This window comes from Sinimarinibacterium flocculans (assembly GCF_003201205.1).
Taxonomy (GTDB): Bacteria; Pseudomonadota; Gammaproteobacteria; order Nevskiales; family Nevskiaceae; genus Solimonas; species Solimonas flocculans.
Window position 1 is genome coordinate 139,311 of sequence record NZ_QICN01000002.1, and the last position, 22,737, is coordinate 162,047.

At 70.1% G+C, this 22,737-nt stretch carries 20 protein-coding genes; 13 read left to right on the forward strand and 7 right to left on the reverse strand.

The features are described from left to right. Positions 1-46 precede the first annotated feature (46 nt). The 8 genes from C8D93_RS04360 to C8D93_RS04400 all read left to right on the forward strand — a co-directional run bounded on the left by C8D93_RS04360 (position 47) and on the right by C8D93_RS04400 (position 8,494). On the forward strand, positions 47-3,991 hold the full coding sequence (locus C8D93_RS04360) for a TonB-dependent receptor domain-containing protein (RefSeq protein WP_146216502.1): 3,945 nt from the start codon (positions 47-49) through the stop codon (positions 3,989-3,991). 70 nt (positions 3,992-4,061) lie between these two features. Next, a complete protein-coding gene (locus C8D93_RS20600; protein ID WP_170123879.1) occupies positions 4,062-4,232 on the forward strand; it encodes a hypothetical protein in 171 nt (56 codons plus the stop codon). Positions 4,233-4,381: 149 nt separating this feature from the next. Then, on the forward strand, positions 4,382-5,236 hold the full coding sequence (locus tag C8D93_RS04370; protein WP_110263955.1) for a PA4780 family RIO1-like protein kinase: 855 nt from the start codon (positions 4,382-4,384) through the stop codon (positions 5,234-5,236). A 157-nt stretch (positions 5,237-5,393) separates the two neighbouring features. Next, positions 5,394-5,777, forward strand: a complete 384-nt coding sequence (locus C8D93_RS04375) for a hypothetical protein (RefSeq protein WP_110263956.1) — start codon at positions 5,394-5,396, stop codon at positions 5,775-5,777. Positions 5,778-5,885: 108 nt separating this feature from the next. Beyond that, positions 5,886-6,740: a phytanoyl-CoA dioxygenase family protein gene (locus C8D93_RS04385; protein ID WP_110263957.1), complete on the forward strand. Its 855-nt coding sequence runs from the start codon at positions 5,886-5,888 to the stop codon at positions 6,738-6,740. A gap of 74 nt (positions 6,741-6,814) precedes the next feature. After that, positions 6,815-7,033, forward strand: coding sequence for an addiction module protein (locus tag C8D93_RS04390; RefSeq protein ID WP_110263958.1), 219 nt, complete (start codon positions 6,815-6,817; stop codon positions 7,031-7,033). After that, positions 7,030-7,338 (forward strand): type II toxin-antitoxin system RelE/ParE family toxin, encoded by a 309-nt coding sequence (locus tag C8D93_RS04395; protein WP_110263959.1) that lies wholly within the window; start codon positions 7,030-7,032, stop codon positions 7,336-7,338. Before C8D93_RS04390 ends, C8D93_RS04395 begins: the two co-directional genes overlap by 4 nt. Before the next feature lie 28 nt (positions 7,339-7,366). Then, a complete protein-coding gene (locus C8D93_RS04400) occupies positions 7,367-8,494 on the forward strand; it encodes an aminotransferase class V-fold PLP-dependent enzyme (protein ID WP_245903811.1) in 1,128 nt (375 codons plus the stop codon). A gap of 103 nt (positions 8,495-8,597) precedes the next feature. Here C8D93_RS04400 and C8D93_RS04405 read toward each other — a convergent pair whose 3' ends face one another. The 3 genes from C8D93_RS04405 to C8D93_RS04415 all read right to left on the reverse strand — a co-directional run bounded on the left by C8D93_RS04405 (position 8,598) and on the right by C8D93_RS04415 (position 10,036). Further along, entirely contained in the window at positions 8,598-9,140 is a 543-nt protein-coding gene (locus tag C8D93_RS04405; protein WP_110263960.1) for a DinB family protein, read from the reverse strand. Positions 9,141-9,220: 80 nt separating this feature from the next. Then, positions 9,221-9,532 carry a cupin domain-containing protein gene (locus tag C8D93_RS04410; RefSeq protein ID WP_110263961.1) on the reverse strand — a complete coding sequence of 104 codons (312 nt, stop codon included), beginning with the start codon at positions 9,530-9,532 and terminating at the stop codon, positions 9,221-9,223. Between the two features lie 84 nt (positions 9,533-9,616). Then, positions 9,617-10,036 carry an LIC_13387 family protein gene (locus C8D93_RS04415; RefSeq protein ID WP_245903812.1) on the reverse strand — a complete coding sequence of 140 codons (420 nt, stop codon included), beginning with the start codon at positions 10,034-10,036 and terminating at the stop codon, positions 9,617-9,619. A 772-nt stretch (positions 10,037-10,808) separates the two neighbouring features. On the opposite strand from C8D93_RS04415, the gene C8D93_RS04420 reads away from it, so the two are divergent. Next, a complete protein-coding gene (locus tag C8D93_RS04420) occupies positions 10,809-12,248 on the forward strand; it encodes an alanine/glycine:cation symporter family protein (protein ID WP_110263962.1) in 1,440 nt (479 codons plus the stop codon). 39 nt (positions 12,249-12,287) lie between these two features. On the opposite strand, the gene C8D93_RS04425 is transcribed toward C8D93_RS04420, so the two are convergent. Together C8D93_RS04425 and C8D93_RS04430 are read right to left on the reverse strand one after the other, a co-directional pair. Beyond that, entirely contained in the window at positions 12,288-13,424 is a 1,137-nt protein-coding gene (locus tag C8D93_RS04425; RefSeq protein WP_170123895.1) for a HupE/UreJ family protein, read from the reverse strand. Continuing rightward, positions 13,414-14,271, reverse strand: coding sequence for a SurA N-terminal domain-containing protein (locus C8D93_RS04430; protein WP_110263964.1), 858 nt, complete (start codon positions 14,269-14,271; stop codon positions 13,414-13,416). The genes C8D93_RS04425 and C8D93_RS04430 overlap by 11 nt, the downstream gene beginning before the upstream one ends. Before the next feature lie 62 nt (positions 14,272-14,333). On the opposite strand from C8D93_RS04430, the gene C8D93_RS04435 reads away from it, so the two are divergent. Both C8D93_RS04435 and C8D93_RS04440 read left to right on the forward strand, forming a co-directional pair. Then, positions 14,334-16,595: a DUF3604 domain-containing protein gene (locus C8D93_RS04435; protein WP_170123896.1), complete on the forward strand. Its 2,262-nt coding sequence runs from the start codon at positions 14,334-14,336 to the stop codon at positions 16,593-16,595. Between the two features lie 7 nt (positions 16,596-16,602). Beyond that, positions 16,603-17,781 carry a glutathione S-transferase family protein gene (locus tag C8D93_RS04440; protein WP_110263966.1) on the forward strand — a complete coding sequence of 393 codons (1,179 nt, stop codon included), beginning with the start codon at positions 16,603-16,605 and terminating at the stop codon, positions 17,779-17,781. Here the strand turns inward: C8D93_RS04440 and C8D93_RS04445 are convergent. Together C8D93_RS04445 and C8D93_RS04450 are read right to left on the reverse strand one after the other, a co-directional pair. Continuing rightward, positions 17,773-18,612: a class I SAM-dependent methyltransferase gene (locus C8D93_RS04445; protein ID WP_170123897.1), complete on the reverse strand. Its 840-nt coding sequence runs from the start codon at positions 18,610-18,612 to the stop codon at positions 17,773-17,775. The genes C8D93_RS04440 and C8D93_RS04445 overlap by 9 nt on opposite strands. A 55-nt stretch (positions 18,613-18,667) precedes the next feature. Further along, on the reverse strand, positions 18,668-19,492 hold the full coding sequence (locus tag C8D93_RS04450) for an SAM-dependent methyltransferase (RefSeq protein WP_110263968.1): 825 nt from the start codon (positions 19,490-19,492) through the stop codon (positions 18,668-18,670). Positions 19,493-19,533: 41 nt separating this feature from the next. On the opposite strand from C8D93_RS04450, the gene C8D93_RS04455 reads away from it, so the two are divergent. Together C8D93_RS04455 and C8D93_RS04460 are read left to right on the forward strand one after the other, a co-directional pair. Then, positions 19,534-20,370 (forward strand): alpha/beta fold hydrolase, encoded by an 837-nt coding sequence (locus tag C8D93_RS04455; protein ID WP_110264346.1) that lies wholly within the window; start codon positions 19,534-19,536, stop codon positions 20,368-20,370. After that, positions 20,367-22,688, forward strand: coding sequence for a CaiB/BaiF CoA-transferase family protein (locus C8D93_RS04460; protein ID WP_110263969.1), 2,322 nt, complete (start codon positions 20,367-20,369; stop codon positions 22,686-22,688). Before C8D93_RS04455 ends, C8D93_RS04460 begins: the two co-directional genes overlap by 4 nt. Positions 22,689-22,737: the final 49 nt, after the last annotated feature.

Sequence of the window (22,737 nt, forward strand, 5' to 3'; positions counted from 1 at the left end):
CCGCCGCTCCGCGTGGTCCGCAAGCGCGGCGCTGGAGGAGAGGAACATGCGATCGAGCCGGAGACTGCCGCACACGGCGGCCGCCATGCTGCTGCTGGGCGGCATCGGCCGCCTCGCCGCGAACGACACCGGCGGTGACGAACTCGACGCCCTGCTGGGTCCGGCCGACGACGCCGGCGCCGCTGCCGCGGTGCAGCCGACACCCGACGGCGATGCACCGCTGGCCGTCGTGCCGGTCGCGCCGCTGCGCACCGAAGCGCCACCCGCGGCGCCGCAGGGCGGCGGCCGCGTGATCGAGGAGATCGTCGTCACCGCGCAGAAAACCGAGCAGAGCCTGCAGGACGTGCCGATCTCGGTGTCGGCCATCGGCGGCGACCAGATCCGGGACGCTGCCGTCACCGAGCCGCAGGAGCTGTTCCAGTACATGCCGAACGTCAAGTTCTCGCAGGGCGCGAGCCTGATTCCGACGATCAACATCCGCGGCTTCGGCTCGCCGCCGCTCGGTCGCAACCTGGAACCCTCGGTCGGCCTGTCGATCGACGATGTCTTCTACGGCCGCTCCACGTTCAGCGCCGACGGCATCTTCGACGTCGACCGGGTGGAGGTACTGCGCGGCCCGCAGGGCACGCTGTTCGGCAAGAACACGGTGGCGGGCGTGCTGAACTTCACCACGGCGCCGGCGGCCTACGATCCCGGCGGCTTCGTCACCGTCGCCGCCGGCAGCCTCGGCGAGAGGCGCGTCGAGGGCGGCGTCGGCTTCGGCCTGATCGACGACGTGCTCGCCGCGCGGGTCTCGTTCCGCGCCCGCGAACGCGATCTGGGCATGTACAACACCACGCGCGACGAGCACGGCGAAACCGACGACCTGGCCGGCCGCGTCAAGCTGCGCTGGCACGCCACCGACACGCTGACCGCCGATCTCAACGCCTTCGTCGCGCGCTCGCGCGCCGACGGCACCGTCTTCGAGCTGCAGCACGCCTCCGAGCGATCGCTCGCACGCTACCGCCAGGCCGACCCGCAGACCGAGGACGAACCCTTCAACGGCCGCCAGTCCTTCAACGAGCAGACCTATACCGATCGCGATTCGTACAGCGTCGCGCTCAAGCTCAACCAGCACCTGGGCACGCTCGGCGCGATCGACGACGCGGACGTCCAGCTGATCCTCGCGCAGGCCGAGGTCGTAACGCCCTACCGCTTCGACACCGACTTCTCGCCCATCGACGCTCAGTCGCTGGAATCGGACGGCGCCGATCGCTACGGACAGCAGTCCTTCGAGCTGCGCGCGACCGCGCTCACGCCAGGACCGTTCGGTGTCGGCGGCGACATGCGCTGGATCGCCGGCGTCTTCGGCATGCGGAGCGAGTCGCGCGTCTCGCAGTTCTCGACGATCAATCTCAACGGCGTGATCGACCTCGTGCTCGGCGGCGCCTCCTTCGCCGGCCGCGTGCCGACGGCGCCCGAGGCGATCAGCGCCCTGCTCGAACAGCTCGGCCTGCCGGACGACTTCAGCGATGCCCCGGGCCCGATCCAGCTCATCCCGGACGAGCTGGCCAACGAGATCTCGATCAACCGCACCGATGTCGACTCGCGAACACTGGCACTGTTCTTCCAGACGAGCTGGGCGCTGACCGAACGCCTGGAACTCACGCTCGGCTATCGCTTCGGCCGCGAACGCAAGCACGGCGACCAGTCGTCGCGGTGCGACAACCGGCCGGTGTGCACGGCGCTGGCCATCTTCGCCGGCCAGCGCGACTTTGCCAGCACGTCGTCGCGCGACGAGACCGAACGCTCGCCGAAAGTCGCCGTGAGCTATGCCTTCAGCGATGCCGTCACCGGCTTCGCCAACGTGACGCGCGGCTTCAAGAGCGGCGGCTACTCCGGCCCGCTGATGTCGCCGAGCCGCCTCGAGTACGGCCCCGAGAGCGCGCTGTCCTGCGAGGCTGGCGTGAAGTCCCGCCTGTTCTCGGGCAGCCTGGTACTGAACGCCGCCGTCTACCGCGTGGCCTTCGACGACCTGCAGGTCAACCTGTTCGACGGCACCAACATCAGCACGATCAACGCGGCGAGTGCGGTGTCGCAGGGCCTGGAGATCGACTGGCAATGGCTGCCGCCGCTGGAGTGGCTGAGCCTGGCCGGCAGCCTCGGCCTCAGCGACGTGTCCTACGGCCGCTTCGTCTGCGGCCCGGCCACCGCCGAGGACACCGACACCTCGCCGGAATGCAATCCGGACAACGATCCGCGGCCACCGCCGACGCAGGATCTCAGCGGCCGCGAAACGCCGTTCGCGCCGCGCATGACCGCGAGCTTCACGCCCTCCGTCCGCTTCCCGCTGTGGCCGCGGAGGAACCTGGGCGGCGTCTTCGGCGTCGACGTGCTCTACCAGGGCGAGCAGTACCTCGATGCCCACCTCGACCCGGCGAGCTTCCAGAAGGCGACGACCAAGATCAACGCGACTGGGCATCGCTCCCGGCGACCGTCGCTGGTCGATCATGTTCAACGCCAAGAACCTCGGCGGCGCCCGCGAGCGCGTGCTGTTCGTCGACCAGCCGGTGCTCGCCGGCAACTACGTCACCATCGCCGTGCCCGACGAGCCGCAGTACGCGCTGGACCTGCGCTACACCTTCGGCGAGTAGCGGCGAGTGACGGACCGGCCCGTGACGAGGATCAGGCGATGCGCGACGCCTTGCCGCATGATGGGCGTTCGCAAGGAAGGCACATGACCGCACCCACACCCCCGCTGCGCTGGCTGCCGATCTCCGGCCTGCCACGCTCCTTCAAGTCGCGCATCGCCGAGCGCGTCGCGCGCTCGCGCGATCCGCTCGCGCGCCTGCGCGCGGGCCGCCGCCTGGAGCTGTACTACGAGGTGGGCGACCCGCACTCGCAGCTCGCCGCGGCACTGGCGCGGCGCATCCACGCGCGCCTGCCGACCGGCCTGGACCTGCGTCTCGTCCCCCCGCCGGACGCGCACACCTATCCGGAGGAAGCGAAGCAGCGCGACTTCGCCGCGCGCGACGCCGCGCGGCTGGCGCCCTGCCACGACCTGCCTGCGCCCGTCCCCGTGCCGCCGGCGCAGCGCGCCGCCATGCAGGCGCGGCTGGCGCAGGCGCCCGACGCCGCCACGTTTCTCGCCGTCGAGCGCGACTGCCTCGACGCGCTGCGCGACGGCCGCCCGCTGGCCCCGCCTCCCGGCGAGGACCGCACGGCGCTGGTATTGCAGGCCAACGCCGAGCGCCGCCGCCGGCTCGGCCACTACCTGCCGGCCATGTGGCAGTACCGCGGCGAATGGTTCTGGGCGCTGGATCGGCTCGACTTCCTGCACGCCCGCCTGCAGGCGGACAATGCGCTGCAAGGCGACGATCCGCTGTCGCCGCTCGATGCCCGTCGGCTGGTGACGGACGACCGCGATCCGTCGGCGCCGCTGGAGTGCTGGTTCAGCTTCCGCAGCCCGTACTCGTATCTCGCGGTGGTGGAGCTGCTGCGGCAGCGCGAGGCCGGCCGCCACCCGACGCTGCAGCCGCGCCCGGTGTTGCCGATGATCATGCGCGGCCTGCCGGTGCCGGCGGTCAAGCGGCTCTACATCGTGCGTGACGTGCATCGCTGCGCCGCCGCGCAGGGCATCCCCTTCGGCCGCATCCACGACCCGGTGGGCGACGGCGTGCTGCGCGTGCTCACCGTCTACCCCTACGACGCCGATCCCGACACCCAGCTGCGCTTCGCAGCCATCGCCATGCAGAGCATCTGGGCCGAAGGGCTCGACCTGTGCCTCGACGCCAACCTCGCGTCAGTGTTCGCCCGCTGCGGGCTGGATTGGCCGGCCGCCCAGCGCACGCTCGCGCAGGGCATCGACACCGCCCGCGCGGAAGCCAACCGCGACGCCCTGTTCGACGCCGGCCTGTGGGGCGTGCCGAGCTTCCGCCAGGGCGCCTTCACCACCTGGGGACAGGACCGCATCTGGATGCTGGACCGGCCTGCGGCCGGGCCGTCGTCATAGCACGCCGCGATCCTCCGGGCGGGGCCGGGCAAGACCCTCTACACTGCACGCCCCCTCCCGTGGATCGGACATGCCCAAGCCCAACTATCGCTTCGACAAGCGGCAGCGCGAGATGAAGAAGGCGCAGCAGCTCGAGGAGAAGCGTCTCAAGAAGCTCGCGCGGGCCGCGCAGCCGCCGGCCGACGGCAGCGAGAGCGCCGCGCAGCAGGCGCCGGACGACGCCGAGGACTCGCGGTCATGAGCAAGGGCATGGATCGCAAGAAGGAAACGAAGAAGAAGCCGGCGAAGACCCTGCTCGAAAAGCGCGCGGCCAAGGCCGAGAAGAACAAGACCAGAAGGTAGTTGCCCGGATCGGGCCCCAGGGCCTGATCCGCATCCACACGCCGTTCCATGAAGATTCCCCGGGGCCTGCAACCGCTGATCGACGACGGCATCGTCGATGCCGTGCTGCGCCAGCTCAAGAGCGGCAAGGAAGCCTCGGTGTTCCTGGTCGACTGCGGCGGGCAGCTCCGGTGCGCCAAGGTCTACAAGGACGCCGAGCACCGCGGGTTCCACAAGCTGGCCGCGTATCAGGAAGGCCGCAAGGCGCGCGGCAGCCGCGATGCACGCGCATTGGCCGGCCGTGGCCACCAGGGGCGCAAGCTCCAGGAAACGCAATGGAAGAACGCGGAAGTGGATGCGCTGTACCGCCTCGCAGCCGCCGGCGTGCGCGTGCCGCAGCCGTACGGCGTCTTCGATGGCGTGCTGCTGATGGAGTTCATCCGCGACGAGCACGACCAGCCGGCGCCGCGCCTGAACGAGGTCGACCTCACCGCCGGGCAATCGCGCGAATGGCACGCCTTCCTACTCCGGCAGATCGTCCGCATGCTGTGCAGCGGCCTGATCCATGGCGACCTCTCGGCGTTCAACGTGCTCGTCGACGCGGCCGGCCCGGTCATCATCGACCTGCCGCAGGCGGTCGACGCCGCGAGCAACAACAACGCGTTCCGCATGTTCGAGCGCGACGTCAACAACATGCGCGATGCCTTCGTGCACGCATGGCCCGAGCTGGCGCAGACCCAGTACGCGCATGAAATCTGGTCGCTGTACGAACGCGGCGAACTGCGCCCCGACTCGGCGCTCACAGGGCACTTCGAACACCCGTCGGGGGCCGCCGATGTCGACGCGGTCCTCGCGCAAATCGACGAGGCGCGTCGCGAGGCGGAGGCCCGCGAGCAAGGCCGTCGACGGGCCGAGGCCGAATAGGCCGGCGCCCGAAGGCGTATGATCGTCTGCTGATCCACGCACGTCGCGCACGGCCTGCGCTCACGGGCCGGCCCTTCCGGCGCTAGGCCCCACATTCCCCGAAGGCTGCGGCAGGCCCGGACGAAAGCCGCCCCACCTTCCGGCACAGGAGTCACCCGTGGCCAATAATCCGCGCGCCTTCGACGCCCGCGCCCGCGAGGCGCGTCAGCTTGCCTACGAAGCGACGACGACGGTGGGCAGGCGGTACTCCAGCGTTGCCGAGATCGGCATCTCGCTGCAGTTCACGCTGCCGGATGGCAAGCCGCATTCCTCGCCGCATCGCCGCCTATTCACACCCGACATGCAGGCGTTCTTCGATGTGCAGTGCACCGACCGCGACTGCAGCGACGGCGGTTTCGACCTGAGCCCCGCCGTCGACTCGGCCGTGCGCAGCGATCGCCACGAAGTCGCCGGACACCTCCGGTGCAGAGGAACGCGCAGCCGGCAAGAGTGCGGCATCGCGCTCGACTACGCCGTTTCGGTGCAGATGCGGGACGACTGACCGGCCGCCCCATCCGCCCCATCCGCCCCATCCGCCCCATCCGCCCCATCCGCCCCATCCGCCCGGGACTATGATGCACCCCGAGGAGATGACACGAGGACCGGGCCGATGGACGACGGCAGCCCCCCGTTCGACGTCACGCCGCATCTGCAGCAGCTGCGGCGCGACGGTTACAGCATCATCGAGGACTTCCTGGGTCCGGACGAGCTGCGCGCCGTGCGCGAGGCGCTGGCGCCGCACCTGGACCGCCATGCCGGCCGCAACAACTTCGAAGGACATCGCACCGAGCGCGTGTACGCACTGGTCGCGCGCGGCGCGATCTTCGAGCGCATCACCGAAGACCCGCGCGTGCTCGCGCTGCTGGACCGCCTGCTGCAGCCGGGCTACCAGCTCACCGCCAGCCAGGCGATCCGCATCCTGCCCGGCGAGACGCCGCAGCCGATCCACTACGACGACCAGTTCTACCCGGTTCCGCGCCCGCGCCCGGCGATCAGCATCTCCACCATCGTCGCCGTGGATGCCTTCACCGCCGAGAACGGCGGCACCGAGATCCTGCCCGGCAGCCACGCGATGAGCGATACCGAGGTCGCCGGCATCTACGACGGCTTCGATGCGGATGCGCCGACGCGTGCCGATCTGGAATCCCGCCTCGTGCCGGTGCAGATGCCGGCCGGTGCCTGCGTGGTCTTCCAGGGCACGCTGCTGCATCGCGGCGTCGGCAACCGCAGCACCGCGCCGCGGCTCGCCTTCTCCAACCAGTACTGCGAACCCTGGGCACGCACGCAGGAGAACTATTTCCTCGCGATTCCGCCGCAGATCGCGCGCCGCTTCTCGCCGCGGCTGCGGACCCTGCTCGGCTATCACATCTGGCCGCCGTTCATGGGTCACGTCAGCGCGCTGCATCCCCGCAAGGCGCTGGCCGAGGACTGGGTGCCGCCGGTGCTGCGCGGCCCGGGTGACTAGCGCCGCCCGCTGTTGCACCCGCCGACGTGCGGATCAACAATGTTTCGGCGCTTCGCAAGCACACGCCGCCCCCCATGACCGAGCCTGAAGACATCGTCACCGCCGCCAGGAAACTGTCCCCGGCCGCGCGCCTGAAGATCGTCGAGGAGATCCTGGACAGCGTGGACGTCGCCGACGCGACCGTCGATGCCGCATGGGCACGCGAGGCCGAGGACCGGGTGGCTGCATACCGGCGCGGCGATCTGCGCGCGCTCTCGCTGTCGGACGTGCTCGCCAGGTACGCGAAGACGTGACCGTCCGCCTGCTCGAACCCGCGCAGGCCGAACTCGATGATGCGATCCGCTGGTACGACGAACAGGCGCCGGGCCTGGGGTCCGCCTTCCTGGTCGAAATCCTGGACGCCTTCAGACTGATCGAGAGCCATCCACAGGCGTGGCACCCGCTGAGTGCGAACACCCGCCGTTGCCGGCTTCGACGCTTTCCATATGGCGTCGTCTACACCGATGTCGAGGGTGACATTCTGGTCGTTGCCATCGCCCATCTTCACCGTCACCCCAACTACTGGCACGACCGGCCCTTCGAATCCGGGCGACAATAGCGCCTCACTCGCATCCGGATGATCCCTCGTGGCGGTTGATTCTCCTGTCGATCCCGGCGGCCTGGCCGAGTTCTCGGTCGTGTTCACCGGCCGTGCCCTCAACCACATGTCGCGCAACTTCCAGCAGGTGATGCGCGACATCTCCGGCCTGCTCCGCTCGGTCTACCAGGCCGATGCCGTCGCGGTGGTGCCCGGCGGCGGCAGCTACGGCATGGAGGCCATCGCCCGCCAGTTCGCGCAGGACGCGACCGTGCTCGTCATCCGCAACGGCTGGTTCAGCTATCGCTGGAGCCAGATCTTCGAGATGGGCCGCATCCCGGCGCGCGAGACCGTGCTCAAGGCGCGCCGCAGCGGCGAGGCACCGCAGTCGCCGTTCGCACCGCCCGCGATCGAGGACGTGGAAGCCGCCATCGCCCGCGAAAAGCCCGACCTGGTCTTTGCCGCGCACGTGGAAACCGCCTCCGGCATCCTGCTGCCCGACGACTATCTCGACCGCGTCGCCGCGGCGGTCCACGCGCACGGCGGCCTGTTCGTGCTGGATTGCGTCGCCTCCGGCGCAGTCTGGGTGGACATGCGCGCACGCGGCGTGGACGTGCTGCTGTCCGCGCCGCAGAAGGCCTGGAGCGCGCCACCGAGCAGCGCACTGGTGATGCTCGGCGCGCGCGCTGTCGAACGGCTGGAACAGACACAGAGCAGCAGCTTTGCCGCCGACCTGCGCAAGTGGCGCCAGATCATGCAGGCCTACGAGAACGGCGGCCACGCCTACCACGCGACCATGCCCACCGACGCGCTGCGCCGCTTTCGCGACGCCGCGCAGGAAACCGTAAATCTGGGCCTGGAGCACGTGCGCGAGCGCCAGCTCACGCTCGGCGCGCGCGTGCGCGCCCTGCTCGCCGAACACGGCTACCCGAGCGTCGCCGCGCCGGGATTCGAGGCACCGGGCGTCGTCGTCAGCTACACGAGCGATCCCGACCTCAGCTCCGCGAAGCGCTTCGTCGACGTCGGCATCCAGGCCGCCGCCGGCGTGCCGTTGATGTGCGACGAACCGGCGGACTTCCGGACCTTCCGCATCGGCCTGTTCGGGCTCGACAAGTTTGCGGACGTGGATGGCACCGTCGAGCGGCTCGCGCAAGGGCTGCGCGCCCTGCGGGCCTGACGGCACGCGGGCCCGTGCCGCGATTCAGTCCGGCAGCGGGTCTTTCACCCCGCGGTAACTGACGCGGACCGCGCATCGCCTCATGGATGCGCACGCCGCCGCCTCAGGCAGCGGTTGCATGCACGTAGGCGATGAAGTCGGTCACGCCCGGGTCCTTGCCGAGCTGGTGGAGCAGCGTGGTGATCTGCCCGCGGTGATGCGTCTGGTGGTTGAACAGATGCGCCGCCGCGACCCAGGCGGGGTGCACGCGCTCGCGGCCCGAGGACATGCGGTAGCGCATCGTCTGCGCCAGCAGCGTTTCATCGAGCTCTTCCACCCAGGCCACCAGCACATCGTCGGTCTCGGCACGAGCGCGACGCAGCGCGTCGAAATCCGCATACAGCTCGTCGGCCAGCGAGCCGAAGCCGTGCAGCACCGCCGCGCCCTGCAGCGACGCCAGCCCCGGAAACACCGTCGAGAAACGCCCGAGCCACACGCGGTCCGCCAGCAGGATGTGGTTCAAGGTGGCATGCACGGAGCCGAAGAACGCCCCGCGATCCTGCTTGCGCACCTCGTCTGGCAGTTCCGCCGCCACCTCATACAGGCGACGGTTGAACGTCCGGTTGTACTCGGCAAAACCGCGAAGCTGGTCCTGATGCGTGCCCATGGTGGATTTCCGTTGTAGCGCCCGATCCGTGTGGCCGGCATCACCCGTCAGATGCCAGGCCGCCTCACGCCGATCCGCGCTCAGACGCTGCCCTCGTGCTCCACCACCAGGATGCGCGCCTCGCCCTGCGGATGCGCGACGTGCTCGCAGCCAACGCCGGCAAAGAACACGTCCCCGGTCCGCAAGGTGACGACATGCTCCGCACCGCTCTCGCGATAGTGCATGTCGACGACACCGTCGAGCACGGCGAACACCTCCTCGCCGTCGTTGACGTGCCACTTGTACGGCTGGTCCGTCCAGTGCAGCCGCGTCGTGATGGCCTTCATGTTGGCGATGTCGAGCGCGCCCCAGGCCCGCTCCGCCGTGAACGACTTGCTGCGAACGATCTTCATGGACCTGCCCCGATCGGATTCCGACGGTTCGCGTGCCAGGCACCCTGCCCTGCGAGCCTCCTCAAGCTTCGCATTGTCGTCGATTCAGCCAAGCCGCCCAAGGACGATGCTCGCCACATAGCACCCCAGCGCCACGGCAATCCCCAAGAACGGCGCGCTGAACCAGTACAACCAGCCCAGCACCAGGAACCCGAGCAGCATGCAAAGGCCCACGAGCTGCAGATACGTCGATCCGAACAGCAGGGCGGGATGGACGAGCGCCAGATAGCCGAACACGAGGCCGAACAGGATCGCGGCCATGCTGTGGCTCGCGTTGAAGCCGATCCATGCGTTCCAGACCGACGTTTCCTTCGTGATCACCAGCGTAGTCGCCTTCATCGACGCGATCACGCCGGGATCGCGGGGTAGCAGCTTCGGCCCGAAGAAGGTGTAGAGCAGATGGACGCAGCCGAGCACGAGGATGATCGCGGCGCTGGCGAGCATCAGGACGGTTCTGGCGCCCACGCGCGGCCTCCGTCAGCCGAGGGACCGCGCAGCATCCACAGGCCACCCGTCCCTCACGAAAGCGGGTTCGCAGGCGTTGGCTCCGGCCCTCACCGTTCGAAATCCAGGTTCGCCGGAACGGCGAGCAGTGCCGTGCGCGCAGGTCCGTGGACCGATACCGGCGCGTCGACCGTCTCCAGCCGTGCTGTTATACAAAATAGATTCCCCATACCTGCCGCCGTTTCTTGTCCGCGTCGTGAGTCTCGAACACTTGTTGCTGCGCAAGATTCGGCGAATTCACACCGCAATGCGGACAGCGCGACAAGTCAAGCTGCTTGTTCAGCTGCAACACTGATGTTTCTCCGATGCATAACGCCCAATTGAGGAACCAAACCGGCTCCATGACTCGGCCATAGGTTCCACAACCTAGGCACGCTCGTCGCAAGCGCTTGATCCACAAGCACGTCCCTCGCTCGCCTTCTCGGAAAGGAACTTGAAACGGAAGCGCGGCCGCGGAACGGGCGTAAGCACGTGCGACGCCGCTGGCGATGCAGGGCGACTGACGAGGCGGTTCGGCATGCTCCCTCCCTTTCAGGGATGCAGGGTCCGAATGTAGCGCGATGCCGGCGGCTTGAACATCGGCGAAATCAGGCGAATTCGCGCCCTCTCGCACCCTGTTGGTGGATGTTCTGGATGGCGCGACGGGGCGCGATGGGTCAGGGTTACGCTTTGTGCCGCATTCGGGGGCCGCGCGATCCGCGGGGCGGCACCGGCAAATCAGGGGGCTGATGCAGTGGAATCGTTCGTCAACGCGGTCAACGGGCTGATCTGGAGCAAGGCGCTGATCGCGCTGTGCCTGGGGGCGGGGCTGTATTTCTCGATCCGCACGCGCTTCATGCAGGTGCGCGGCGTCGGCGAGATGCTGCGGCTGCTGGGGAGCGGCAAGGCATCGGCGTCCGGCGTGTCGACGTTCCAGGCGCTGGCGATGTCGCTGTCCGGGCGCGTGGGCACGGGCAACATCGCCGGGGTGGCGACGGCGATCACCTTCGGCGGGCCGGGCGCGGTGTTCTGGATGTGGGTGGTGGCGTTTCTCGGCGCCTCGACGGCCTACGTGGAGTCCACGCTCGCGCAGATCTACAAGGAGCGCGACGACAGCGGCCAGTATCGCGGCGGCCCGGCGTACTACATCGAGAAGGCGATGGGCAGCCGTGTGTATGCCTGGCTGTTCGCGGTCTCCACGGTGATCGCGACCGGACTGCTGCTGCCGGGCGTGCAGGCGAACAGCATCGCGCTGAGCATGAATGTGGCCTGGGGCGTGGCACCGGCGGTAACGGCGGCGGGCATCGTCGTGGCGCTGGGTTTCATCATCTTCGGCGGGGTCAAGCGCATCGCGCACTTTGCGCAGATCGTGGTGCCGTTCATGGCGCTGGCGTACATCCTCGTGGCGCTGACGATCATGTTCCTCAACATCCACCAGGTGCCGGAGGTGGTGTCGCTGATCCTGCGCAGCGCCTTCGGCGCGGAGGCGGCGTTCGGCGCGGTGCTGGGCCTGGCGGTGGAATGGGGCGTGAAGCGCGGCATCTATTCCAACGAGGCCGGACAGGGCACCGGCCCGCATCCGGCGGCGGCGGCGGAGGTTTCGCACCCGGCCAAGCAGGGATACGTGCAGGCGTTCTCGGTCTACGTGGACACGCTGCTGGTGTGCTCGGCCACGGCGTTCATGATCCTGTCCACCGGCATGTACAACGTAATGGGACAGGCCGGCGCCGTGATCGTCGAGAACCTGCCGGGCGTGGAGGCCGGCCCCGGCTACACGCAGGCGGCGGTGGAGGCGGTGCTGCCGGGCTACGGCGCGGGCTTCGTCGCGCTGGCGCTGCTGTTCTTCGCGTTCACGACCATCGTCGCCTACTACTACATGGCGGAGACCAACGTCAGCTACATCAACCGGCAGGTGCACCGGCCGTGGATGGTGCTGCTGCTGCGCATCGGCATCCTCGCCGCGGTGACCTACGGCACGGTGCGCAGCGCCAACCTCGCCTGGGCGCTGGGCGACATCGGCGTGGGGCTGATGGCGTGGCTGAACATCGTGGCCATCCTCATCCTGCAGAAGCCGGCGCTGGCGGCGCTGCGCGATTACGAGCGGCAGAAGAAAGCCGGCGCCGAGCCGGTGTTCGACCCGCAGGCGCTGGGCATCCGCAACGCGGCGTTCTGGGAGGAACGGCTCAAGCGCTGAGGCTACGCGCCCGGAGCCCGGGTCCGGGCCGGGCCCGACTCAGGCGATGCGCTGGAAGAACCAGGCGCAGCCCAGCGCGAGCATCAGCGCCGGCAGCCACGGCCGGTGCAGCGCGGGCCAGCGGCGGGCGAGCCACCACAGCGGCAGCACGAACAGGAGCTGACCGAGTTCCACGCCCAGGTTGAAGCCGGCCAGCGGCAGCGCCGGCACCGCCTGCCCGGCGTTGAGTTCGCCGAGCACCCCGGCGAAGCCGAAGCCGTGGAACAGGCCGAACAGCCCCGTGCGCAGGCTGTCGAGTCGCGTGTCGAGCCCGCCGCCCAGGATCAGCAGCACCGCAGCGGCAGCGAGCGGCCCAGGCAGCGCGCCGGCAATCCAGCCGACCAGCGCCAGCGCGCCGGTCAACGTCGCGATATGTGCCGCCGCCCGCGCCTGCCCGGCCAGCACGCGCTCGGCGGCGAAGCAGGCGATGGTCAGCGCGATGAAGCTTTCCACCATCAGCGCCGGCGGGCGCACCGCGCCCAGCGTGGCCAGGATCAGCGTCGCGCTGTGCCCCACCGTGAAGCCGGTGATGCGCCACGCAAGCTGGCGCAGCGAGGCGGCACCGAGCAGCAGCACGACCAGGAACGCCAGATGATCCCAGCCGATGAGGATGTGCTCCGCTCCCAGCCACAGATAGCGCGAGAACGCCGGTTCGGGAACGGCTGCGCCGTACGCGCCGACCCTCACCCGCGGGCGTGCGGCGCTCAACGCGAATGGGCCGATCAGGCCGTCGCCCGTGCGCATCTGCAGCAAGTGCAGATGGCCAGCAATCGCGTCGAGCAAAAAGCGCGTCTCGATCTGCTGCGGCGGCCCGTCGCAGCGCCAGCGCGCCTCGACGATGAAGTCCGCGCCGCTACGGCGCGCCTGGGCGGAGGCGTCCGTGCAATGGCCCGCTGCCGATGACGGCACGAAGCCATTGCGCACGCGGCTGGCCAGCTCATCGAGGATGCGCGGGTCCTGCGGGTGCAGGCTGGCGCGGTTCAGCTCCACGCCGGGCAGCCGCACCTGGGCGTGCAGCACGGCATCCTCGACCGTCCATGTCGAGTACGACACCGAGCGGTTGTGGGCCTGCGCCGGCAGCGCCGCGCACAGCAGCACGCACAGCAGCAGGCCGCGCCGGGCGGCGTCAGCGCGCATCGCTGGCGTAGCGGATCGCCGCGTCGCGGCGCAGCTCGGTGAGCAGCGCCTCCAGCGCCTTCTCGGCCTCGCGGCGCTGCCACTCGCTGCGCACGGCGTCAGCCACGTCCTCGTAGCGCACGGCATCGGCATAGCGCTGGCGCAGCAGCACGTACAGCGCGCCGCGCCCCTGCACGAACGGTCCCAGCAGCTCGCCGGCCGTGGCCCGGTGCAGCGCGCCGGCCGCGGCGCCGCCGAGGCGCTGCGCGATCTGCGGCAGCGGCAGCGGTTCTTCGGGTAGCGCCACGGGCTCGAAGCCGGCAGGCAATGGGCGCCCCTCGCGCAGCGCGTCCTGCAGAACCTCGCCCAGCGCCCCACGAGCAGCGGTGGCGTCATCCTGCGCCGCCGCGTCGTTCGTCCGCACGGCGACCACGGCCAGCCGCGGCTGCGCTGCGAAATACGCCGGATCGCGCGCAAACAGCGCCCGCGCCGCATCCTCGTCGACGGCGCCGCCCGCGGTCGTCGCGTCAATCAGCGCCGCGACCAGGGTCTTGCGCAGGCCCGGATCGTCGCGCGCCAGGCCGCTGTCGAGCGCGTGCTGGAACAGCAGTTCCTCGTCGATGAGCCGGTCGAGCACGGCGCGTCGTTCTTCGCCGTCGAGCGCCCGTGCGCGATCGCCCTCTACGGCCTGCACGGCGCGCTGCCACTGGTCGCGACCGATCGCCTGGTCGCCGACGACAGCCGCGGCGCCGGCCGGCAGGGGCTTGCCCCGCCCCTCGTAAAGCAGCGACAGTGCGGCCAGCAGGCCGCCCGCGGCGACCGCAAGCCAGGCCAGGCGGATGCGGCCGGCGTCGGTTTCGTTCAACATATTGACGCAGTGTAAATTAGATTCCGTGCGCAGCGCCGCCGATGCGGCGCAGGGGAAGAACGATGAAAGCCTTGTCGAAGATGGTCGTCGTGCTCGCGGTGCTCGCCGCGGCAGTGGTGGCGCTGGTGTGGTGGGACCGGCAGGTGGAACCCGAAGGGGCCGGCACCGTAGCCGCGACGCGCGTGGATGCGCAGAGCCTGCGCGAGCGGCAGCAGCCTCATGCCGATGCGCGCGAAGGGGACGGCCAGGTGCTCTACGGCGATCTGCATGTGCACACCACGTTCTCGATGGACGCCTTCGTCTGGGCGCTGCCGCTGATGCACGGCCCTGGTGCGCGACCGCCGGCCGATGCCTGCGACTATGCCCGCTTCTGTTCGTCGCTGGACTTCTACGCGCACACCGACCATTCCGAGAGCCTGACACCGCGGCACTGGTCGATGATCAAGGACACGGTCCGCGCCTGCAACGACGCCGCCGGCCCCGCCGACAACCCCGACGTGGTCGCGTTTCTCGGCTGGGAATGGACGCAGATGGGCAACACGCCGGAGACCCACTACGGCCACAAGAACGTGATCCTCTACGAGACTGCCGAGGACCGGGTGCCCAGGCGACCGATCATCGCCGGCGGCATCGCCTACAACGCGATGCGCGTGAACTCGCTGCCGTTCACCGACCGCTTCGTCGGTCCGTACCTGACCGACTTCGAGAACCGCGACCGCCAGTTCCTGCAGGACGACAAGCGCATGGAGCTGGCCTCGATCCCCACCTGCGCGCAAGACGTGAACTCGCGTGACCTGCCGGCGGACTGCATCGAGTTCGCGACCGAGCCGGCGGACCTGTTCCGCAAGCTCGACGAATGGGGCGGCAATGCGCTGGTGATTCCGCACGGCACCACCTGGGGCTACTACACGCCGCCGGGTTCCTCGTGGAAGAAGCAGCTCACACGCAAGCAGCACGACCCCAGGCGGCAGAAGCTCATCGAGATCTTCTCCGGACACGGCAACGCCGAGGAGTACCGCGACTGGCGCGCCGTGGCCTATGACGCCGACGGCGGCCTGGTGTGCCCCGAGGCGAGCGACGACTACCTGCCGTGCTGCAAGCGCGCCGGCCAGATCATCCGCTCGCGCTGCGACGATCCGGATTCCGCGGACTGCGCGGCACGCGTCGCGGAGGTGGAGTCCAACTACCTCAGGGCCGGCCGCGCCGGGCATCTGGTCGTGGCCGACGTGCAGCCCGAGGACTGGCTCAACTGCGGGCAGTGCACGGACTGCTTCATGCCGCCGCTGAACCATCGCCCGGCGAGTTCGGTGCAGGCGATCATGGCCTACAACAATCCGGACGAAGTCGATGACGACGGCGGTGCGCTGCGCTTCCGCTTCGGCTTCATCGGCTCCAGCGACAATCACGCCGCCGAGGCCGGCACCGGCTTCAAGCAGGTGAACCGGCACACCAGCACCGAGGCGCGCGGCGCCGCGAACGAGCTGGTGCAGAAGCGCTTCGTCGATGCCGCCAAGCCCACCGGCGATCCGGCGCGTCCGCGCAGCTTTGAGCTCGGCAACACGCCGTACAACTTCCTGCAGATCGCCGAAACCGAGCGGCAGGCCTCGTTCTTCTACACCGGCGGCCTGGTGGCCGTGCACGCGCCGACGCGCACGCGCGACGCGATCTGGGACGCGTTGCAGCGCAAGGAGGTGTTCGGCACCTCGGGTCCGCGCATGCAGCTGTGGTTCGATCTCGTCGGCGCCGACGGCACGCGCCATCCGATGGGCTCGGAGCTGCAGGGCAGCGACGTGCCGCGCTTTCGCGTCCGCGCGCTCGGTGCCTTCGAGCAGAAGCCCGGATGCCCGGCGTGGACCGTCGATGCCATCGGCGATCAGCGCGTCGAGCAGCTCTGCGGCGGCGAGTGCTACAACCCGGGCGATGCGCGCACGCCGGTCGAGCGCATCGAGATCGTGCGCATCCGCCGTCAGCAGGACCTGGACGAAGCACTGGAACCGCTGATCGAGGACCCGTGGAAGGTCCTGCAATGCGCCGACGAGGGCGACGGCTGCGCGGTGGAGTTCGACGATCCGGAGTATCCGCAGATCGGCCGCGAGGTGCTGTACTACGCGCGGGCGATCCAGCGTGCGGAACCGACGATCAACGGCGCGCAGCTGCGGTGCGAGTTCGACGAGCAGGGCCGCTGCATCGCGGTGAATCCCTGCCACGGCGACAGCGCGCGCACGCCGCTGGACGAGCGCTGCCTGGCCGAGGTGCAGCACCGCGCATGGTCGAGCCCGATCTTCATCCGCCCGCCGGCCGCCGACGCCGCACCGCCCGGCTGAGGCCGCCATGCGTGCGGTGCTGTGGAGCTCGGTGCTGTCGCCCTACGGCCTGAAGCTCGAGGCCCTGTGCCGGCACGCGGGCCTGCCACTGGACCTGCGCCCGGCGGATGGCGGCACGCTCGAAAACCTGCGCCTGGCCGCGCGCATCCGGCGTGCGCAGCACCGCGGCACGGTGCAGCGCTGGCCGCGGCGCGACGCGCTCGACGAGTATCCGCTGGTGCCCTACCTGCTGACGGCGGACGGCAGCGTGCACATGGACAGCAGTGCCATCGCCGCATGGCTGGACGCGCATCCGCCGGCACAGGCGGCGCCGCTGCTGCCGGACGATGCATTGCAGCGCTTCGCCTGCCAGTTGCTCGACGAGGCGATCGACGAGATCGGCCTGTACTGCGTGCACCACCACCGCTGGGTCGTCTCACACGACGACAACGATGCCGGCGCGCGCCTCGCGCACGAGTTCCGCAGCCTGGTGCCGGGGCCGCTGCGGCCGTGGCTGGCGGCACGCTTCTCGCGCCGGCAGATCCGGCGCCTGCCCTACCTGTTCTCGGTGGCGTCGCCGGACGCACCGCAGGCGCCAGGCACGCGAGGCGCGGGGCGACCGCCGCCGCCGTGGCGCGCCGGCTTTCCGGAAACGCACACCCGCCTCGCCGCCGCCTGGGATGAACTGGTCGACGCCGCCGCGCAGGCATTGTCACGACAACCCTGGCTGCTCGGCGGGCGCTTCACACTGGCCGACGCCGCGCTCTACGGCCAGCTCGGCATGAACCTCAGCGATCCGTCATCGGAACGCCGACTGCGCGAGCGTGCACCGCGGCTGCGCGACTGGCTCGGACGCATCGCCGCCGGCGCGCACGGGGGCAGCGACGGCGCGCTGCAGTTGCACGAGGACCTGGCCCCGCTGCTCGCGTGGGTGGCGCGGCATTTCATCCCGCTGATGCGCGCCAACGCCGCCGCGCACGCGCGCCATCGCGCACAGGGGCAGATACGCTGGAACGAGGCGGCCTTCGATCGCAACGAGGCGCTGTTCGATGTCGACTGGTGCGGCGCGCCGGCACGCACCGTGGTCAAGACCTTCCAGCTGCGCGTCTGGCAGGACCTGGTCGCGCAGGCCCGCGCCCTGCCGCCCGCGGCGGCGGACCGCTGCGCGATGCTGCGCCCGCTGGTCGAGGCCTGCCGCTCAGGCTGAGCCGCGCGCCGACTCCGCCTTGCGCGCGACGACGAGCACGTAGTCCTCGCCGGCGTCGACCACGGCCTGCAGCTTGTCGGCATGGGCCAGCACCTTGTCGCCGTCGACCGTCGTCGGCCGCTGCGCGTACTCGCGGCAGGCCGGGATGAAGCGCGCCAGCGTCCACGGCAGGATCGAGTCGATGCGCACCTCGGCAAATCCCGACTCGCGCAGGTAGCCGGCGTAGACCTCGGCGTCGTAGGCGTTCTTCGGGTTGTACATCTCGATATCGGCGGCGAGCCGGTTCTCGACTTCGACGTATCGGGACAGATCCGCGTCGCGCTTCGGAATCAGGTCGGTCAGCACCAGCGTGCCGCCGGGCTTGAGGACTCGGCCGGCTTCGCGCAGAAAGTCGCGGCGCGTGTCGAAATGGAAGGCGCATTCGACTGCGATCAGCTTGTCGAACTGGCCGGCGGCGAAGTCGAGTTTGGTCGCGTCGCCGAGGCGCAGCGTGATCGTGTCCGCCAGGCCGTTCTGCTTCACGTACTCATTGCCGTGCTCGACGCGCGTCGGCGTGATGTCGATGCCGATGATCGACTTCGCGCCGAAGGCCGTCGCGTAGCGCACTGCGCAGGCGCCGTAGCCGCAACCCACCTCGAGAACCTCGTCCTCGGGACACAGGCCCGCCGCGCCGGCGACGAGGCCGGCCATTGCCTCGGCGGCGTCCGACATCGACAGCCCCGGACGCGTCCAGTAGCCGTAGTTCGCATACGGCCGGTCGAAGGCATCGCGGCGCTGCGTGTGGCGGCGCGTGTAGTATTTGACGATGCCTTGCGTGTGCTCCGAACTCATGGAACCGCTCTCCGATCGAGGGGGGTCGGGTGGATCTACAGATCTGGTTTGCGGATCAGCGCGCGCGCCGGGCGACGACGAGCACGTAGTCCTCGCCGAGCTCGACGAATTCGCGCAGCCGCGCCGCCGACCGACGCCATGCCGCGCCGCGTTCGCCGCCATCGCGCTCACCCATCGCATCGAGGCAGCGCGCGAACGGCAGCCGCGTCCAGTCGATGATGGATTCGATGCGCACCGCCTCGAAACCGGCGTCGCGCAGATGCGCCGCGTAGACGTCGGCATCGTAGGCGTTGGCCGGGTTGTCGAGGCACACGCCGCTGTTGAGGGTTTTCTCGCCGCGCAGGTAGGCCCCGGGATCGGTGCCGCGACGCGGAATCATGTCGGTGAGCGCCAGCGTGCCGCCGGGCTTGAGCACGCGCGCGGCCTCGCGCAGGAAATCGGCGCGCGTGTCGAAGTGGAAGGCGCATTCGACCGAGACCAGCTTGTCGAAGGACGCATCGGCAAAGTCCATCGCGGTCGCGCTGCCGAGCTGCAGCGTGATCACGTCGGCAAGACCGTGGCCGGCCACGTACTTGCGCCCTTCGTCGATGCGCACCGGCGTGATGTCGATGCCGGTGATCGCCGCCGGTCGGCAGCGCTTCGCATAGATCACCGCGCCGGCACCGTAGCCGGCACCGACGTCGAGCACCGTGTCGCCGGGCCGCAGGCCGGCTGCGGTGGCCACGAGCTCGGTCAGCGCCTCGGCGGCCTGCTCCAGCGTCATATCGTCGCGCGTCCAGTAGCCGTAGTTGGCGAACGGCTGGTCGCCGAACAGGCCGTCGCGTCCGCCGTGGCGACGCGTGTAGTGGGCGACGACGTCCTGACTGTGAGCCGACAACATCTGCAACCTCCGGGTCATTCCATGACGACAGCGGTGTGGGCGTGAGTGCGCGGCCGAAGCTCGCCGCGCAACAGCTCGGCGAAGGCCCGGACCTGGTGCTGATCCACGGTCTCGCGACCAATCGCGCGTTCTGGTATGCGACCGCGGTCGCCTTACAGGAGCGCTACCGCGTGACGATCTTCGATCTGCGCGGTCACGGCTACAGCGAGCGGCCGGCGCGCGGCTACCGCCCCGTCGATTTCGCCGAGGATACACTGGGGTTGATGGATGCGCTGCAGATCCGGCGCGCTGCGCTGGTCGGACACAGCTACGGCGGCGCCGCGGCGCTCGAGGCGTCGGGGATCGCCCCCGGGCGTGTCAGTCATCTCGCACTGATCGACACGCGCGTGGCCCGCATACAACCGCTGCTGCGGCTGCACGATGCCCCGGTGATCAGCGAGGCCGAGAAGGAGGTCGCCGCGACGCATGCGGCCGACTGGGCGGCGCTGCCGCAGGTCGGGTATCTGTTTCTTGAGGCGGCGGCGCGCATGCGCCTGGCCGGCAAGCTGCCGCAGGCGCGCGATGACTTCACGCCATTCGGCGAAGGCCGTGGTGCCGCGCGTGCGGCGCGCGCCTGGCTTGAGCTGCTCGACCACACCTCGGCGCGCGAGGAGCTCGACCAGCCGGGCATGTCCGCGGACGCGATCGCCGCCCTGCCGATGCCGGTACTGCTGATGTACGGCGCGCTGTCGCGCTGTGTACATTCCGGACGCGCGCTGCACGCGCTGCTGCCGCAGTCCCGCTACGTCGAGGTGGCGGAAGCCGGCCACTTCTTTCCGCTGAGCCGGCCGCAGCTCGTGCTCGACGCGCTCGACAACTTTCTTTGCACATCGCGATGACCATCTCGTTTCCCTTCGCCGCGCTGCAGGTCGTCGAACTCAGTGGCCACGTCGCCGGCGCCTGCTGCGGCAAGCTCATGGCCGGCTTCGGCGCCGAGGTCGTGCAGATCGACGGCGGGCACGACGCCGCACTCGACGCGGCCGCGCAGACCTGGTTCCACAGCGGCAAGCGCCGGCTGCCGGCGCGGCCGGATCGCGCGACGCTGGAGCGCCTGCTGCGACGGGCCGACATCGTCATCGATGCCTGGGGTGTCGACGTACTCGCCGGGGCGGGCTTCGATGCCGCGACGCTGCGACAGCTCAATTCACAGGCCATCGTCTGCCGCATCACGCCCTATGGCCTGAACGGGCCGAAACGCGACTGGGTGGCAGACGACATCACGCTGTACGCCAGCGCCGGGCTGATGCATTCGACCGGCGACGGCCGCCGCGCACCGCTCAACGCCGGCCCGCGCATCGCCGAGTTGAGCGCCGGCATGAACGCCTGCTTCGCCTGTGTCGGCGCGCTGCTGCGCCGCCGGCGCGACGGCGGCGGCGATGACATCGATCTGGCCATCGTCGAGGCCGCGATGGACAACTACGAGGTCGCGCTCATGGAGGCGCTGGCGCTCGGCAGGATCGCGCGCCGCAACGGCGATGAGCATGCGATGGTGCCGTGGCGCACCTATCCCTGCGCCGACGGCGAGGCCGCGATCATCGGCGGGCCGATCCGCCACTGGCTCAAGGCCGCGGCGATGTTCGAGGCCCCCGGCCTGCTCGACCCGAAACTGGCGACGATGGCCGATCGCATCGCCCGACGCGCCGAGACCGAGGCCCTGATGCGGCCGTGGCTGGCGACGCAGACCCGGCAGGCCCTGTTCCATGCCGGACAGAAAGCGGGCCTGGCCTGGGCGCCGCTGGCGTCGATCAGCGACGCGCTCACCGATCCGCAGCACGCGGCGCGCGGCTATTTCATCGACGCGCCCGGCGGCGGGCGCATGCCCGGTGCGCCGTTCCGGCTGCAGCGCGGCGCGTGGTCGGAGGACGCTCTACCCGCCGCAGTGGGCGGCGGCGAGGACCGCGCACATGCACAGACGCCGGCTGCGCCGGCGCCCTCTTCTGTCCCTGCGGGACATCCTCTCCCGCAAGCGGGAGAGGAAAACGGCGCCGCCCCCTTCGCCGGTTTGCGCGTGCTCGACTTCAGCCACGACTGGGCCGGTCCGCATGCAGCGCGGCTGTTCGCGGACTATGGCGCCGAGGTCATCAAGATCGAATACCCGCGGCGACTCGACGGCATGCGCGGCGGCTATGTCGAGCGCGTCGACGCGCATCCGCGCTTCTGGCAGCTGCATCGCGGCAAGCAGTCGCTGACGCTGGATCTCAAGCGCGACGCCGACCGCGCCGTGCTCGACCAGCTCGTGGGCGACGCCGATCTGGTGATCGAAAACTCGCGACCCGGCGTGATGGCGCGCAAGGGCTACGACTATGCGCGCCTGCAAGCGCTCAATCCGCGCCTCGTGCTGCTGTCGATGTCGGCCTTCGGCGCCAGCGGTCCGTACGCACCGTACTGCGGCTACGGCGGCACGCTGGAGGCCGCCAGCGGCCTGCAATCGCTGACCGCCTATGACGCGCACAGCCGCTGGTTCCGGGTGCGCGAGATGGACGTCATGAACGGCATCATGGGCGCCTGCGCGGCGGCGATCGCGCTGTGGCAGCGTGCGCAGGACGGCCCCGGCCAGTGGATCGACCTGTCGGAGAACGAGACCACGGCGTGGTTTGCCGGCGAGTTCTTCCTGCGGGCCGCGCGGACCGGGCAGCAGCCCGCGCCGCGCGGCAACCGCCACGACGTCCACGCGCCGCAGGGCTGTTACGCCTGTGCCGGCGAGGACCGCTGGCTGACGCTGTGCGTGCGCTCGGATGAGGAATGGCGGCGCCTGGCGACGCGGATCGGTGGCGCGGCGACGGCGGCGCGCTGGTCCACGGCCGCGCAACGCCGCGCGCATCATGACGAGATCGACGCGCTGCTGGCGAACTGGCTGCGCCCGCGCGAGGCCGCGCAGGCCGCCGCCGAGCTGCAGGCGCTGGGCATCGCCGCGGCGCCGGTGATGAACGCGGCCGAACTGATCGCCGACGCGCAGCTCGCGGCGCGCGGCTGGTTTCTGCAGGTGGGCGACGACCGCCTGCCCGGCCTGCCGTTCCGCTACGCGCGCGGCGGCGGCGCAGTGCGCGCGCGCGGGCCGCGGCTCGGCGACGCCAACGCGCACTGGTTCGGCGCCGCCGGACAGACACCGCCGGCCCTGCATCCGGATTCGATCGGCACCGCCTACGCGATCGCTTGATCGCGGGCAGGCTTCATGCTTCATTCACCGCTGGCGTCGAATACTCGCC